A 15,297-nucleotide genomic window follows, 5' to 3' on the forward strand; every position below is an offset into this window, starting at 1 on the left:
GAAGTAGATAATGCACAAAACAATATGGTTTAAAATACATTGGATTTTAGGAATAACAGCAGGTATTGTATTATTTGTTGTTGGAGTAACAGGAGCTACATTATCTTTTGAAAAAGAAATTACTAGATTTATTAATCAAGATAGTTTTTATGTAACTGCATCAACTGAACCTAAACTTTCTTCAAAAGAGTTATTAGAAAAGTTTCAAGCAAACAATCCTAAAGCAAAAATAAATAGTATTTCAGTTTCAACTGATCCAGAAGATTCAGTTGTTCTAAATATTGCAGGTGAGGGTGAAGATGCAAGAAGAGGAATAAGTAAATATCTAAATCCTTATACAGCTGAGGTTCTACCTGATATTGTTGGAAAAGATTTCTTTTCATTGATGTTAAGACTTCATAGATGGTTAGCATTTCCACAAGATATAAGAGAAGTTGGAAAACAAACAGTTGCTATATCTACTATTGCGTTAATTATAATAGTAATTAGTGGACTTATTATTTATTGGGGAAGAGTTAAACGAGCATTTTTCAAAAGTTTTACTTTTACTACAAAACATCATGGACGAGCATTTCTTTCAACAATGCATAGTGCAATAGGTATGTGGGTAATTCCATTTTATTTATTAGCTGCTTTAACTGGACTTTTTTGGTCTTATCAATGGTATAGCACTTTACTTTATAATATAGCTGGAGTTGAAAAAACTCAAAGAAATAATACTCCTCCTCAAGCTCAACCAACGCAAGAAAATCAAGCTGAGGGACAAAAACCTCAAAGAGAAGGTGGTGAGAGAACTCAAGGTCAAAAACCACAAAAACAAGATGGACAAATGCCTGAGGGACAAAAGCCACAAAGACAAAGTGATAATAATTCATCTGCAAAATTTGATGAATTACAAAAAGCTGTAGATATGTTTAATGTTTTTGTTCAAAGAAATTATTATACATTTACAGTTAAATTACCACCAAAAGGAACTTTATATAGTTTTTCATATTTGGATGATAAATCAAATCACTTTAGAGAATCAAATACTTTAGAGTTAGATATAAATTCTTGGCAGTTAACAAAACATGATAGATTTGAAGATAAGCCATTAAATGAGCAATTAATTAGAAGTATGTTACCTCTTCACACTGGTGAATATTTTGGAATAATTGGACAAGTTGGTATGTTTTTAGCATCTGCACTTATGGCACTTTTCACAATTACAGGATTTATGTTATATATAAATAGACACAAAAAGAAAAAGAAAAAAGAGATAAAAGAGTAGTTTTAAACTACTCTTTTTTAGTTATTTTCCATATATCTTTGACGCGCACTATCTTTTATTTTTGCCACTTCAACTAAAATAAATCCATCTATACAATCGCCAAAACTATTATCAACATTAAATCCTAAAAATTTAACTCCATCATCAATGGCAATTTCACTATATTGTTTGTAAAGTGTAGGAATCGAAACACCAATATTTGATAAGGTTGATTTTAGAAATTTAAAATCTTTTTTCTTATCATTTAAGTCAAAAAGTTCTTTGATTTCAAGAAGATTATTTGAATATTGATAAGGAGTTTTTGCTTCAATTAAACTATCTTTACTTCCATAATAGTGATTGTAATAAAAAATCATCATATCTTTTGCCACAGTTGGAAAAGTTGTACTAATTGAAACAGGTCCAAACATATATTTGATATTTGGATTATTTTTTATATAAGCTCCAATTCCAAACCATAAATAATCCAAAGCTCTTGTTCCCCAATATTTTGGTTGCACAAAACTTCGACCAAGTTCTATTGAATCTTTTAAATAAGGCGTAAATTCTTCATTGTATTGAAATAAAGCATTTGAATAAAAACCTTTTACACCAATATTTTTAAAAATAAAATCAGAATTTCCAATTCTATATGAACCTACAATTTCAAGTTCATTTTCATCCCATAAAATAATATGTTGGTAATAAATATCATATTTATCCGTATCTCTTTTTTTATTTACACCTTCACCCACTTTTCTAAAAGATATTTCTCTTAATCTTCCAAGTTCCTTTAAAACTATCGAATCTTCTGTGTAATCGTACAAATAGATTTTTTTACCATCTGAAGTTTGACCTATTAGTTTTGATTTCTTTAACTCATTTAATAAATCAATTCGGCTTACTGGATGAGCAATTGCACTTTGAGTTTCAAAAAAAGACTTTTTTCCTTTTTTTAGGGCATAAAGATGTTTTCTATAAAGGTTTAATAAAAACTTTTTATCTATTCCTTTTGGAGTTATATTTTCATTTGGAATAATTTGTCCAACTTTTATATTTATTCTTTTTGATTTTTTATTAAACATTTCATGTGATAATAAAAGTGTCGAAAAAGTTTTGTTTATTACAGAAATTGTGTAAAAAGTTTTTGAGTTTTTTGCATCTAAAAATATTGGTAAAATTGGTGCGTTTGTATTTTGAGCAAAATTTAAAAAACCTTTATTCCAAGTTGGGTCTTTTATTCCTTTTGCTGTTGCTCGACTCACTTCACCTGCTGGAAAAATAATCAAAGCTTCTTCGTTGTTTAAAGCTTCATAGATTTTTTTTATATCACTTTTTGATTGTTTTAATTTGTAGTTATCAATTGTAATAATCAAAGAATTTAAAGCATCAAATCCAGCTAAAAAATCATTTGCTACAATTTTTACATCTTTTCTAATTTGTCCAATAAGTCTTAATAAACATAAAGCATCAAGTCCACCTAAAGGATGATTTGCGATGATTACTACTTTTCCACTTGTTGGAATATTTTGTAAATCATTACTTGAAACTGCATAATCAAAATCAAAATAATCTAACACAGCATCTACAAACTCAAATCCTTTTAAGTGAGAATTTTGCGCTAAAAATTGATTTATAGAATCTTCATGAACTATCTTTTTTGCGATTTTAAATAAAGATTTTTTTAGAAAATTCTCTTTTTTATCCATGTTTGGGAATTTTTTTTCTATTTCTTTTTGAATATCTATCATTTCATACTCCTAATTTATCGTAATTCTATTTTTCTTTGATTACAAAAGGGTGACATAATAGTTTATGAAGGGTTTTACAAACTTATGCTAAAATTTCACTTATTAAAAATAAGGAAAATATCTATGAATAAATCAGATATTACAAATATAACTACTCTTTTAATCATGGCTTTTGGTTATTCAAATGGAAATGATTTGATTTATATGGTTGGTTTATTTGCATTTAGTGGTGCAATTACAAATAGTTTAGCAATTCACATGTTATTTGAAAAAGTTCCTTTTTTATATGGAAGTGGTGTAATAGAGAGTAAATTCTCACAGTTTAAAATCTCTATTCATAATCTACTTATGAATCAATTTTTTACGCGTGAACATCTAACCAGATTTTTTCAAGAAGAAGTAACAAGTGCCAAAAAAACTATTGATTTTGAAAAAATCTTAAATAAAACAGATTTTTCACCAGCTTATGAATCACTAAAAGAATCAGTAATGCAATCATCTTTTGGTGGAATGTTAGGAATGTTTGGAGGAGAATCTGCTCTTGAGCCATTAAGAGAACCTTTCACAAAAAAACTTCAAGCTTCAATAATCTCAATTTCCGCAAGTGATGCTTTCCAAGAAGTAGTAAACGAAGCTTTAAAATCAGAAGATTTAAGTGCAGATGTATATGAAAAACTTAGTCGAATAGTGAATTTAAGACTAGAAGAACTAACCCCAAAAATGGTAAAAGAGATAGTTCAAGATATGATAAAAGAACACTTAGGCTGGCTAGTTATTTGGGGAGCTGTTTTTGGAGGAGTAATTGGGCTATTTAGTTCAGTTATTGCGTAGGAAACAAGATTAAATATAAACTTTTTCTTTGTTAATTTAGGGAAAAAGTCTATATTCTTTATTTTGAATAATATGAAAACTTATGAATAATGGGAAAAATGCTGATTTTCATCTTTTTTAAATTCTAAAGCACTTTTTAAAGAATCAATTTCATGTTTTAAATTTTCAATTTCATTTTTTAAAGAAGCTTTTTCTTCTTTAATTTTTTCTATTAAAGCTTCCATTTTTTCAACTTCATGGTGCAGTATTTCATTTCTTGTTTTTAAAAGCAAAGTTTCATTTTTTGATTTTTCAGCTTCTTCCATTGCTAGTTTGCTTAATAATTCATAATTCATTTTAATCCTTTGAAATGAAATCAATAATATATATCATATTATAAAAAATAGTATTCGAATATTATTTTACTTTAAAATCTCTGATTTTGTGAAATTTTATTACAATCAATAACAAAACTTTTATATGTTAAAATTAAACAAAATTTTTTTGAGGTAATTATGGACGGGATTGAAGTATTAGTTTTATTAGATGTTGGTGGATTAGAAGATAAGGAAAAGTTTGAAAAACATGTAAAAAAAGAGGGATTCAAACCAGTTGAGGGCGAAGATTTTGTATATACTGCAACTTCAACAACAACAACTTTTTCTACAAAAGCATATATTTTAGAAGTGTTTAAAAAAGGGCTTCAGAAAAATGTTTTTAACGATGCAAATTTGATTTTTTTATTAAATGAAACACCATATCCAACATATTATTACGATAAAACTACAAATGATTTTGAGTTAATCCAAGAAGAGAAATAGTGAAAAATATCTACGAATTTTTAAAAAATCTAAAAAATGAAAAAAGAACAAAAGAGTGCCAACTTTTAATCGTAAATGACGATAGACAAGCCCAAATTGCCTCAGATATTGTGGCATATTTGGGTTTGAAACCTTTTGTTTTATCTGATTTTAGAGCAAATTTTGGAGATGATTTATTGTCATTTTCAAATGAACTTCAAGATATTACAAGAACTCTTAGTTCATATTATTCTTATAAAAAACAAGACAAAATCCTGATTTCTCCAATACGAACTATCTCTTATCCACTCCCAAAAGAAAAATGTTTTGATAGTTTTACTATAAGTTTTGCAGACACTATAAAAATCGATGAGTTAAAATCAAAACTTTACAACTGGGGATATTACTTTGTAGATATTGTTACAAGTGAAGGTGAAGTCTCTATTCGTGGAGATATTATTGATATTTGTCCACTTGGAAGTGAGTTTGGATATAGAGTTTCACTTTTTGATGATGAAGTTGAAAGTATTAGAAAATTTGATATAGAAGACCAAAAATCAACTAAAGATGAAATAGAAACTTTTACAATTAACCCAGCTTTTTTAGCCCTTGATGAAAATAGTTTAAGTGAAATAAACGAAAAAATAGAAAATATTTCAAGTGATGCATTTATCAAAGATATTCACTCTTTAGGATTTTGGTATTTAGATGAATTAGGGGAATATTTACCTCAAAACCTTAGTTCATTTATCACAATAGACGCCTTAGATGAACTAGAAGAAGTTTATGTTTTTGAAGAAAAAAGAATAAACAAAGATAAATTTTTATTAACACCTCAAATCTATCACAGTAAAAATTACCAAGAAATCGCCCCTGCAAATGTAAAAGAATTTATCTCTTTTCACAAAGAGAAAAAAATCACAATTATTTCTGGAACGGAAGCAAAAGTAAAAGGTTATGATTTAGACTTAGCCGATAAAAATATCAAGTATGTTTTAGAAAATTACATTATAAATTTAGTTAGTGATGATGAAGTTATCATTTCACTTAACAAAGAAGTAAAAAAACGAAGAAAGAAAAAAGTAAAACTTGTTCTTGATGAACTTCAATTAAACGATTATGTAGTTCATGAAAAACACGGAATTGGACAATACAAAGGAATAGAACCAGTAACTGTTATGGGTGCAAAACGAGATTTTGTAATAGTAATGTATGCAGGTGATGACAAGCTTTTAATTCCAGTTGAAAATATAGATTTAATCGATAGATATGTAGCTGATGGAAGCTCTTATGCAATGCTTGATAAGTTAGGTAAAGGAAGTTTTGCCAAACTAAAAGATAAAGTTAAAGATAGACTTTTTGAAATTGCAAATGATATTATAAAACTAGCAGCTGCAAGGGAACTTGTAAACGGTATCAAAATCAATACAGATAAAAAAATCCTTGAAGATTTCCAAAAAAGTGCAGGATTTGATTATACGAAAGACCAAAAAAGAAGTATCAAAGAGATTTTTGCTGATTTAAGTAGCGGTCGAGTTATGGATAGACTTCTTTCTGGTGATGTTGGATTTGGTAAAACTGAAGTTGCGATGAATGCTATGTTAGCTGTAATTTTAGATGGTTTTCAAGCTATCTTTGTGTGTCCAACGACACTTCTTGCTACTCAACATTATCATAGTATGCAAAAAAGATTTTCTGAATTTGGAATAAGTATTGCCAAACTTGATGGAAAAACAAGTGCAAAAGAGAAAACTCATATCAAAAAAGGTTTAGCAAGTGGTGAGATAAAATTAGTAATTGGAACACACTCTTTACTTGAAATACAAACAGATAATTTAGCTTTAGTAATCATCGACGAAGAGCATAAATTTGGAGTTAAACAAAAAGAAAAATTAAAACATTTAAGAGAAGATGTGCATATCTTCTCAATGAGCGCAACACCAATTCCAAGAACTCTAAACCTTGCTTTATCAAAACTAAAAGGTATGAGTTCACTTCTTACTCCTCCAACTGAGAGATTGGGAGTGAGAACTTATGTAAAAGAGTATAGTGACAAACTAATCAAAGAGATAATTCTAAGGGAAAAAAGAAGAGGTGGACAGCTTTTTTATGTGCATAATAACATAGCTTCAATTGAAGCAAAAAAAAGAGATATTGAACAAATAGTTCCAGGTATTAAAATTCAAGTTATCCACTCTCAAATCAAGCCAGCTGATGCAGAAAAAGTAATTGATGCTTTTGAAAACAAAGAGTTTGATATTTTATTAGCAACTTCAATCGTTGAATCAGGACTTCATTTACCAAATGCAAACTCAATCATCATCGATGGAGCTGATAGATTTGGAATTGCAGATTTACACCAGCTTCGAGGTCGAGTAGGGCGAAGTAACAAAGAAGGATTCTGTTATTACATAGTTGAAGATAAAAAACAAATCACAGAAGATGCAGTAAAAAGATTGGTTGCACTTGAATCAAACTCTTACTTAGGAAGTGGAACGGCATTGGCTCACCAAGATTTAGAAATCAGAGGTGGGGGAAATATTATTGGAGTTGACCAAAGTGGACACATCAAACAAATTGGATACGGTTTATATCTAAAAATGTTAGAAGATACTTTAGCAACTTTAAGTGGAGATGATAAAAAAGAGAAAAAAACAGTAGATATAAAACTAGCAATTTCAGCATATATAAGTGATGATTATATCCATGAAGACCGAGTTAGACTTGAACTTTATAGAAGACTCAGTAGGGCTTCTGAAATTCAAGAAGTTTATGCAATAGAAGAAGAGATGGAAGATAGATTTGGAAAACCAGATGTTCCAACAAAACAGTTTATAGAACTAATCATTATAAAAATTCTAGCGTTAAATCTAGGAATCCAAAATATCAGCTCTTATGAAATGGCAATCACATTCACAAAAGTCAATGATACAAAAGAGACAATAAAATCACCAAGTAAAGATGATGACGATATTATTGCTACAACTTTGAGATATTTGAGAAAGTAAATATGTTAGATTTAGAGTTTAAAGAGTGTCAAAAAAATGATATAAAAGAAGTTGTTTTTATAATAAATGAAGCTTATAGAGCAGAAAGAAAAAATAATGCTTGGACAACTGAATCTCATATATTAACTGGAATTAGAGTAAATGAAGATGTGATGGGAAAACTTTTAGATGAAAAAAACACTAAAACATATATTTCAAAAGTTGAAAATAAAATAGTTGGAACTATTCAAGCTAAACTTGATGGTGAAAATATACATATTGGACTTTTTGCTGTTGATACGAAATTTCAAGCAGAAGGAATAGGAAAAAAACTCTTAGAATTTGCAGAAAACAGTTCATCTAAACTTTGGGGAAAATCTAGTTTTATAATGGAAGTAATATCTACAAGAATTGAACTGATGGAATATTACATTAGAAGAGGGTATCAAAATACAAATAGTTTTATAGAGTTTCCAAAATCAGAACTTTGGACACCTAATACAAATGAAGAACTTAAACTTTTAGTATTAAAAAAAACTATTTGATAAATAATTTATGTAAAGTTAGAGATATTAATAAAATTACAAAAATCTCAACTTGAAATATTTATTAACAACACTCCAACTCACAAACGCTCAAAGCTTTCATTCCTTGTTCATCTTCTGCTTTTTCAAAGAGTTCATCCAAATAAAAAGAGTTAGAACATACAAGATATAAAAGTGCCTCCTTTTCGTCATCTTTTGGGTCTCTTGTGTAATAAGCTTTTGGAATCATTGGAACTACTTTTTTCCAGTAGATATTCATATTTTTTGGATTTTCAAGAACCCTTAACATATTATCAATCACTAAACAAGCATTTTCAAAACAATCTATGTTTTTAAAGCTTACATACCTTTCATCAATTCTAATTTCATTGTTAGACATTTAAGTCTCCTTGTCGTATTTATATACAATTGTACTAGTTAATAAGTGATACTGCTATGTTATAATCTGAAGATTTACTGACATTTTACGAAAGAAAAGGGAAATATGGCGGAAGTATCAAGTGTTACCTTTCATTATGTGTTAAAAGCTTTAGAAAAAACAACAAATATCTCTATAGAAAAAATGTTAAATGAAGTTGAGTTATCACCTCTTGTTTTATCAAAACATGATGGCAAAATTGATAGTAAAAAACTATCTTTTATTTTTAGATATTGTATGAAAGAATCAAATAATCCAGCTTTAGCTTTGCATATTGGACAAGCTGTTTCTTATCAATCTTTGGGACTTTTAGGGTATTTACTTTTAAATACAAGTAGTTTAAAGCAGATGATTGAAAAGTTCAATTATTATCAAAAAGTAATAAGTGGATATTTTAAATTCCAATTTTTTGATGATGGAATTTATTATAAATTAGCAATCTATATAAATGAAAACCCAATGATTCCCGTTCCTAGTTTTCATGCGCAAGTTCATTTATCTTCAATAGTTTCAATATTAACTCAAATTTTAGGGCAAAAAGTAACTCCTGAATTTACATATTTTTCCCAAGATGTTGATGAAAATCTAATGGAATATCAAAAAATATTTGGAGAAAATATTTTTTTTTCAAAAGATGAAAATGCTATATTTTTTAAAATTGATAGATTAAATATTCCAGTGAAAAATCCAAACTCTTCAATGTTGGATTTTTTTGAAAATGAAGCAAAAAAAATTTTAGATGAATTAGAAATGCAATCTTGGTATGCAAAAGTTGAAAAAGAGATTTTAAAAAACATAGGAGAAAAGGAAGTAACAATAGATTTAATCTCTTCAAATCTTGGAACAACTCCCCGAACTTTACAAAACTATTTAAAAGCAGAATCAAAAACTTTTAGGGATGCTTTAAATAAAATAAGACAAAAATTAGCTCAGCATTATATAGAAAATACAAAAATGGATTTAGGAACAATCTCTTTTTTATTGGGATATAAAGAGCCCAGTTCCTTTTTTAGGGCATATAAAAAGTGGAATAAAAAAACTCCTAAACAAAGTAGTTAGAAGTTTAATTAAATTCTAACTCACAAACAACTTGTGCATGGTCACTATTTAGAAGTGAGCCATTTTGGTTTTTTTGTAAATGTTTATCAAAAACTTCATAAGAGCTGATTTTCCCAATACTATTTTTTTTATTTTTATCAAATAAACTTGACACAAAAATATAATCCAAAACATTTCCTTTTCCAGCAAAATAACTTGTTGGTGTTCTTTTTATCTCTTTTTGTTCAGGATGTGGATTGTAAACTCTTTTTTCAAAATAGTGGTAAGCATCAAGCATCAAATAATCATCTTTTTTAAAAGTTTCATCATGATATTTTTTATTACTTAAAGCTTCAATTGTTATTGAAAATTCTTTATCATTTAAATCTGTCATTAAAATAGCTGGATTTGATGTTCTTTTTATATCACTAAAAATAGAACTAGCTTCACAAAGTCTTTGTTTTAGAGATTTTGAATAATCTTCTTCTAAAGCTTTTTTTACTTTCTCTTTTTTTTCATTTAATGTGGCATCTTTTGTAAAAACATATTCAAATTCATTGTCTCTATTTGATTTTAAGTGGCAAACATATATATCTAACTCTTTCTGACTTGGCAGGGTTATAGTTGCTTTTATTGGCTCTCTTGCAAATTTAAAAAAACCATTTAAATGATGTTTTTTTAGTGCTGAAAAATCAATCTCAACTTTTTTTAGATTTTTAATTGGATATTTTGAAGCAAGTGCAACAATAGTGGTTGTATAAACTAACTCATTTTTTTTATCAGTTCTTGAACTATCAATTGTTTTAAAGTATTTAAAGCCCAATTCATTAAGTAAAGTTTTTAAAGCTTTTTTTGAGAAAACCTCTTGAAAACCTATAATATCACAGTTCATATCTGTAATTTGATTTTTTATCCAAGTTGTTTTTTCGCTCCATTGCTCAACTGTAAATTTTTCTTTTTTTGTATACCATGAATATGGCGGTTCAACGAATTGAAAAAGATTAAATGTTCCTACTCTTATTTTCATGTTTTTTTAAAGTATAAAAATACTATTTCTCCCTGATCTTTTTGCTTCATATAAACAATCATCAGCTTCTTTATACAAAGTGTCACTATCACTTATATCGACTCCCTCTTTTGAAACAATTCCTATTGAAATGGTTAAATATTTAGATATTTCACTTTTTTTATGTTCAATTTGAAGATTTTCAATTTCATTTTTTATTAGATTTGCAAATTCAATGGCTTTTTCTTTATCTAACGTTGTAATTATTCCAAACTCTTCTCCACCTAATCTAAAGGCAAAATCACTTCCTCTACTTGATTTTTTCTTCAAAAGATTAGCAACTCTTTCTAAAGCCAAATCACCTTTTTGATGACCGTAAGTATCATTGTATTGTTTAAAATAATCAATATCCATAATTAAAAAGGAGAAGTGATTATTTTCTCTTTTTGCTCTATTTATTTCTTCAACGATTTTAATATTAAAAAATCTTCTGTTATAAAGTTGAGTTAATTCATCTGTAATAGATAGATGTTCAATATGTTTTTTATCTGTAATATTTGTTCTAATTGCTGTAAAACCAACTAATTCTTCTTTTCTAAAAATAGGTTTTATTATGGCATATACCCAATACTCTCTACCATTTTTATCTTGGTTATGGATTTCACCTTTCCAAATATTACCATCAAGAAGTTTTTTCCACATATCTTCATAAAATTTTGTTGGAGTATCTGGATGCCTTACTAATTTATGAGTTTTCCCAATTAATTCTTCTTTTGTATAAGCTGAAATTTTACAAAATGCTTCACTTACATCTAATATAAAACCATCTTTATTTGTAGAAGAAATAATTATATTTTCATTAATAATTTGTATGTAATCTTGTAATTTTATTTCTGTTTCATTTTTATTTTCAAGGGTAATATTTAAATTATTTGCAAGAGAAACGAACTCTTTATAAGTTAAATTTTGAGTATCAATTTTTTTATTTTCCTTTGAAGCTTTTTCAAAAGATGAAATTAGATGATTTATATTTATATCTATAAATTTAAATATTTTTTTAGAAGTAAGATATAAACCTATAATTATCAAAACAAACATAATTGACATATAAATAAGTTGTTGATAAATCGTCTCTTTAAAAATAGCTTCTTTTCTTATTAACTCTTTTTCAACTTCATCTAAATATACTCCACAACCAATAATCCAGTTATATTTTTCATATTTCTTTACAAAAGATATTTTGTCATACTCTTTTGTTGTATTTATTTTTTTAAATTTATAAGAAAAAAATCCACCTTCTGGATTTTGTGCAACTTCTAGTTGTTGTTGAAAAATATTTTTATATGGATGAGTAGCTGGAATTTCTATTTTTCTTCCCTCAAAAACCAAAGTTTGTGCATCTATGGTATTAACAAAAAGATAATTATCTCCACTAAATTTAACACTAGAGATTAATTCTAACATTTCATTTTTAGCATAATTTCGAATATCATCTAAATATTCACCCATTCCAATATGCCAATTGTATGGTTCAAATAGCTCAACAAAAGATATTTTAGAATATTGTTTAGTATCTTGCGAATTTGGTTTTACAAAAGTATTTGCTAAAAAACCTTCTTTATTTTCTAAAGCAATTTTAGCTTGTAGTTGAACAATAAAATTATTGTTTTCATCTTTTAATTTCCAAACATCTTTATATGAATCAAGTTCTATCTTTTTATTAAAAAGTATAGCTCGACCCTTATTACTGTTTATAAAAAAATATGTTTTGTCATTTTCATAGTTTATATTATTTATGGCTCTTGCTATTAATAACTCTATTTCTTCTTGAGTTTTTGTATCTTTGTTTTCATTATAAATATTCATTGCTAAATTATTAGCTTGCCCAACTCTTTCTTTTAACTTTGCTTTTACTGAGTTTATTAATAACTCTTCTTTTTGTTCAATCAAGTTATAAACACTTAGAACTTCTCTTTTTATTTGTTCTTTTTTTAACTGAGTAAACTCTTCTCTAATGTGTACTTTATCGTTTTGAAAATTTTTATATTGAAAAATAATAGAGATACTAAATGCCAAAAAAGTAGATATAAAGGCTGTTGTGAAGATAACTCTTGTTATAAAATTTGATAATTGCAATTTGAATTCTTATATTGTATTTTAAGGAATAAGTATATCCAAAGATATTTCTTTTTCTCATTAAGGTTGCGTTAATATTCAATTCATAAATTGTTAAAATCCCCATGTCATACTTTCACATATCAAAAATAAAAGGATTGAAAATGACAACAAAAAATAAAGTAATATCAGGATTAGTTTTAAGTGTAATTTTAGCAAGTGGTTTATTTGCAGCTGCTGACATGGATAAAAGAGGTGAAGAAAAAAGAGGTGATTCTAAATGCATGATGAAAGATGACAAAATGCATAAAATGGATAATCAAAGAGGTGGAATGTTCCATATGTTTGGAGAGTTAAATTTAACAAGTGAACAAAAAACTAAATTAGAACAAATTATGCAAGATAGCAGAAAAAATATGAAATCTGAAGATGAAGCATTCTCAAAAGATGGATTTGACAAAGCTAAATATGTTCAGATTATGAGCGAAAAAAGGGATAATATGTTAAAATCTCAAGCAGAAATTATTGAAAAATCTTATGCTGTTTTGACTCCTAAACAAAAAGAACAATTCAAAGTTCTTATGGATTTAAGAAAAGAAAAAATGAATCAAAAAATTGAAGAAAAAATTAAAGGGTAAATTTTGATTAAAATTGCAATGATTGAAGATGATTTAGAATTAGCTAGTGTTCTAACCCAATACTTAAAGCAATTTAATATGGAAGTTACCAACTACGAAGAGCCATTTTTGGCTCTTTCAAGTTTAAAAATCAATAAATTTGACCTTGTGATTTTAGATTTAACACTTCCTGGAATGGATGGATTAGATGTTTGTAAAGCAATAGTAAAAAATTTTGATATTCCAATTATTATTTCAAGTGCTAGAAGTGACATAACAGATAAAGTGACAGCTTTACAACTAGGAGCTGATGATTATTTACCAAAACCTTATGATCCAAGAGAACTTGAAATTAGGATAAAAACAATTTTACGAAGATTTAATCACTCAAATATTCAAGAAGAAATAATAAATAAAATATTTCTTTTAGATGAATCTAAAAAAGAGATAACTAAAAATGGAAAATATATCAAATTAACAGCAGCAGAATTTGAAGTTTTATCACTTTTATTAAAAAGAGAAGGTTTTATTATCTCAAGGGAAGATATATTTGATAATTCTGATTTATTAAATCAAGATTATGAAAGCTCAGGTTCACTTGCTGTTATAATAAATAGAATAAGACATAAAATCGAAGAAAATCCAAAAGAACCACAGTTCTTGCATACAATTAGAGGAATGGGATATAAATTTATACAATGAATAGACAATCAATATTTTTTACAATAAGCGTAAGTTTTATCATATCAATTTTTCTAGTAATAATCAGTTTTTTAATACTAATAACCCATGATTATAGAATGAAAGAAGGACAGCTTTTAGATAAATATATTCCTGTTACTAAAATGATAAATAGACAAGATGAAATAGGTTTTGATGAAGAATTTATTAAAAGTTTAGAGGAAATAAATTATAAACTTTTTATTCAAATGTCTCAAATTAACGCTGTAACATCTAATTCAAAAACTAAAATACTATTTGAAAGAACACATCCTAAACATGGAGATGTTTTTAAAATACTTAGTTTAGATGATATAAATTACATTTATATGAAGAAAAAAGGTGAAATTATTTTAATTCAAGATAATAACACAACAAATAGTAGTAGTCATATTTATATTATTTTAGTTTTTGCAATTTTATTTATTACTATTATTTTAGTTTATTTAATAACTTTTAGAAAATTAATGCCTTTAAAGATTTTAAAAGATAAAGTAAAAACTCTTGGTGATGAAAATTTTGATTTTGAATGTTGTAATACAAATGCCAAAGATGAAGTTTCACTTTTAGCAATAGAGTTTAAAAAATCTGCTTTAAAACTAAAAAGTGTAAAAGAAGCTAGAAATATTTTTATTAGAAATATTATGCATGAACTAAAAACTCCAATTACAAAAGGAAAATTTTTAACTCAATTAGAACAAAATGCTGAAAATAATGAAAAATTAAAATCAGTTTTTAATCGATTAGAATCTCTTATAAATGAATTTGCTTCAATAGAAGAGTTAATTTCTTCAAATAAAAATATAGAAAAAAGATTTTATTATTTAGATGATATTGTTGACAATGCCAAAGATATTTTGATGGTTGAAGATGAACATGTTATTTTGGAATATGAAAATAAAAAACTAGAAATAAACTTCAAACTTTTTTCAATTGCAGTTAAAAATTTAATAGATAATGCAATTAAATATTCTCCAAATAAAGAAGTATTTATAAAAACGGAAGGCGAAAATATCATTTTTGAAAATATAGGAAATGAACTAAAATTTCCATTAGAAAATTATTTCGAACCATTTTTTTCAAATGAAGATAAACAAAAAGATTCTTTTGGTTTAGGATTATATATAATTCATAATATTTTAAAAGCAAATAGTTATATTTTGGAGTATGAATATACAGATGGAATAAATAGATTTATATGCAAAAAGGGTGAATCATCTACGATATAGCAATTATTGGAG

The 15,297-nt window shown here is 26.7% G+C and carries 14 protein-coding genes; 9 read left to right on the forward strand and 5 right to left on the reverse strand.

The window, feature by feature from the left end; genetic code table 11:
- Nucleotides 1-10: 10 nt before the first annotated feature.
- Complete coding sequence (locus ASUIS_RS02600; RefSeq protein ID WP_118885584.1) at nucleotides 11-1,270, forward strand: PepSY-associated TM helix domain-containing protein; 1,260 nt, start codon at nucleotides 11-13, stop codon at nucleotides 1,268-1,270.
- A 17-nt stretch (nucleotides 1,271-1,287) separates the two neighbouring features.
- On the opposite strand, the gene ASUIS_RS02605 is transcribed toward ASUIS_RS02600, so the two are convergent.
- Nucleotides 1,288-3,000 carry a lysophospholipid acyltransferase family protein gene (locus tag ASUIS_RS02605; protein ID WP_118885585.1) on the reverse strand — a complete coding sequence of 571 codons (1,713 nt, stop codon included), beginning with the start codon at nucleotides 2,998-3,000 and terminating at the stop codon, nucleotides 1,288-1,290.
- Nucleotides 3,001-3,123: 123 nt separating this feature from the next.
- Between ASUIS_RS02605 and ASUIS_RS02610 the strand changes: the two genes are divergently transcribed.
- On the forward strand, nucleotides 3,124-3,831 hold the full coding sequence (locus ASUIS_RS02610; protein ID WP_118885586.1) for a DUF445 family protein: 708 nt from the start codon (nucleotides 3,124-3,126) through the stop codon (nucleotides 3,829-3,831).
- Between the two features lie 80 nt (nucleotides 3,832-3,911).
- Here ASUIS_RS02610 and ASUIS_RS02615 read toward each other — a convergent pair whose 3' ends face one another.
- The gene (locus ASUIS_RS02615; protein ID WP_118885587.1) at nucleotides 3,912-4,166 is read right to left on the reverse strand and encodes a hypothetical protein; all 255 of its coding nucleotides are present in this window, start codon (nucleotides 4,164-4,166) and stop codon (nucleotides 3,912-3,914) included.
- A 159-nt stretch (nucleotides 4,167-4,325) separates the two neighbouring features.
- On the opposite strand from ASUIS_RS02615, the gene ASUIS_RS02620 reads away from it, so the two are divergent.
- The 3 genes from ASUIS_RS02620 to ASUIS_RS02630 are packed head-to-tail and all read left to right on the forward strand — an operon-like array spanning nucleotide 4,326 to nucleotide 8,142.
- Nucleotides 4,326-4,631 (forward strand): hypothetical protein, encoded by a 306-nt coding sequence (locus tag ASUIS_RS02620; protein ID WP_118885588.1) that lies wholly within the window; start codon nucleotides 4,326-4,328, stop codon nucleotides 4,629-4,631.
- Nucleotides 4,631-7,618 carry a transcription-repair coupling factor gene (mfd, locus tag ASUIS_RS02625; RefSeq protein ID WP_118885589.1) on the forward strand — a complete coding sequence of 996 codons (2,988 nt, stop codon included), beginning with the start codon at nucleotides 4,631-4,633 and terminating at the stop codon, nucleotides 7,616-7,618. The genes ASUIS_RS02620 and mfd overlap by 1 nt, the downstream gene beginning before the upstream one ends.
- A gap of 2 nt (nucleotides 7,619-7,620) precedes the next feature.
- Entirely contained in the window at nucleotides 7,621-8,142 is a 522-nt protein-coding gene (locus ASUIS_RS02630) for a GNAT family N-acetyltransferase (protein ID WP_118885590.1), read from the forward strand.
- A 64-nt stretch (nucleotides 8,143-8,206) separates the two neighbouring features.
- Here ASUIS_RS02630 and cowN read toward each other — a convergent pair whose 3' ends face one another.
- Nucleotides 8,207-8,521, reverse strand: a complete 315-nt coding sequence (gene cowN, locus ASUIS_RS02635) for a N(2)-fixation sustaining protein CowN (protein ID WP_118885591.1) — start codon at nucleotides 8,519-8,521, stop codon at nucleotides 8,207-8,209.
- A 105-nt stretch (nucleotides 8,522-8,626) separates the two neighbouring features.
- Between cowN and ASUIS_RS02640 the strand changes: the two genes are divergently transcribed.
- Complete coding sequence (locus ASUIS_RS02640) at nucleotides 8,627-9,619, forward strand: helix-turn-helix domain-containing protein (RefSeq protein ID WP_118885592.1); 993 nt, start codon at nucleotides 8,627-8,629, stop codon at nucleotides 9,617-9,619.
- Between the two features lie 4 nt (nucleotides 9,620-9,623).
- Here the strand turns inward: ASUIS_RS02640 and ASUIS_RS02645 are convergent, their stop codons facing one another.
- Both ASUIS_RS02645 and ASUIS_RS02650 read right to left on the reverse strand, forming a co-directional pair.
- Nucleotides 9,624-10,625 (reverse strand): endonuclease/exonuclease/phosphatase family protein, encoded by a 1,002-nt coding sequence (locus ASUIS_RS02645; protein WP_118885593.1) that lies wholly within the window; start codon nucleotides 10,623-10,625, stop codon nucleotides 9,624-9,626.
- A gap of 6 nt (nucleotides 10,626-10,631) precedes the next feature.
- Nucleotides 10,632-12,740: a cache domain-containing protein gene (locus tag ASUIS_RS02650; RefSeq protein WP_118885594.1), complete on the reverse strand. Its 2,109-nt coding sequence runs from the start codon at nucleotides 12,738-12,740 to the stop codon at nucleotides 10,632-10,634.
- Between the two features lie 143 nt (nucleotides 12,741-12,883).
- On the opposite strand from ASUIS_RS02650, the gene ASUIS_RS02655 reads away from it, so the two are divergent.
- Genes ASUIS_RS02655 through ASUIS_RS02665 form a run of 3 tightly spaced genes read left to right on the forward strand, consistent with a single transcriptional unit; the run spans nucleotide 12,884 to nucleotide 15,285 of the window.
- On the forward strand, nucleotides 12,884-13,357 hold the full coding sequence (locus ASUIS_RS02655) for a Spy/CpxP family protein refolding chaperone (RefSeq protein WP_118885595.1): 474 nt from the start codon (nucleotides 12,884-12,886) through the stop codon (nucleotides 13,355-13,357).
- Between the two features lie 3 nt (nucleotides 13,358-13,360).
- On the forward strand, nucleotides 13,361-14,038 hold the full coding sequence (locus ASUIS_RS02660) for a response regulator transcription factor (RefSeq protein ID WP_118885596.1): 678 nt from the start codon (nucleotides 13,361-13,363) through the stop codon (nucleotides 14,036-14,038).
- Nucleotides 14,035-15,285, forward strand: a complete 1,251-nt coding sequence (locus ASUIS_RS02665; protein ID WP_118885597.1) for an ArsS family sensor histidine kinase — start codon at nucleotides 14,035-14,037, stop codon at nucleotides 15,283-15,285. The genes ASUIS_RS02660 and ASUIS_RS02665 overlap by 4 nt, the downstream gene beginning before the upstream one ends.
- The last annotated feature ends 12 nt before the right edge of the window (nucleotides 15,286-15,297 follow it).

The organism is Arcobacter suis CECT 7833, assembly GCF_003544815.1.
In the GTDB taxonomy this organism is placed as follows: Bacteria; Campylobacterota; Campylobacteria; order Campylobacterales; family Arcobacteraceae; genus Aliarcobacter; species Aliarcobacter suis.

What these genes read in the sequence shown, in the direction of transcription:
- ASUIS_RS02600 (WP_118885584.1), top strand. Translation starts at nt 11, where the DNA reads ATGCACAAAACAATATGGTTTAAAATACATTGGATTTTAGGAATAACA.
- ASUIS_RS02605 (WP_118885585.1), bottom strand. Translation starts at nt 3,000, where the DNA reads ATGATAGATATTCAAAAAGAAATAGAAAAAAAATTCCCAAACATGGAT.
- ASUIS_RS02610 (WP_118885586.1), top strand. Translation starts at nt 3,124, where the DNA reads ATGAATAAATCAGATATTACAAATATAACTACTCTTTTAATCATGGCT.
- ASUIS_RS02615 (WP_118885587.1), bottom strand. Translation starts at nt 4,166, where the DNA reads ATGAATTATGAATTATTAAGCAAACTAGCAATGGAAGAAGCTGAAAAA.
- ASUIS_RS02620 (WP_118885588.1), top strand. Translation starts at nt 4,326, where the DNA reads ATGGACGGGATTGAAGTATTAGTTTTATTAGATGTTGGTGGATTAGAA.
- ASUIS_RS02630 (WP_118885590.1), top strand. Translation starts at nt 7,621, where the DNA reads ATGTTAGATTTAGAGTTTAAAGAGTGTCAAAAAAATGATATAAAAGAA.
- cowN (WP_118885591.1), bottom strand. Translation starts at nt 8,521, where the DNA reads ATGTCTAACAATGAAATTAGAATTGATGAAAGGTATGTAAGCTTTAAA.
- ASUIS_RS02640 (WP_118885592.1), top strand. Translation starts at nt 8,627, where the DNA reads ATGGCGGAAGTATCAAGTGTTACCTTTCATTATGTGTTAAAAGCTTTA.
- ASUIS_RS02645 (WP_118885593.1), bottom strand. Translation starts at nt 10,625, where the DNA reads ATGAAAATAAGAGTAGGAACATTTAATCTTTTTCAATTCGTTGAACCG.
- ASUIS_RS02655 (WP_118885595.1), top strand. Translation starts at nt 12,884, where the DNA reads ATGACAACAAAAAATAAAGTAATATCAGGATTAGTTTTAAGTGTAATT.
- ASUIS_RS02665 (WP_118885597.1), top strand. Translation starts at nt 14,035, where the DNA reads ATGAATAGACAATCAATATTTTTTACAATAAGCGTAAGTTTTATCATA.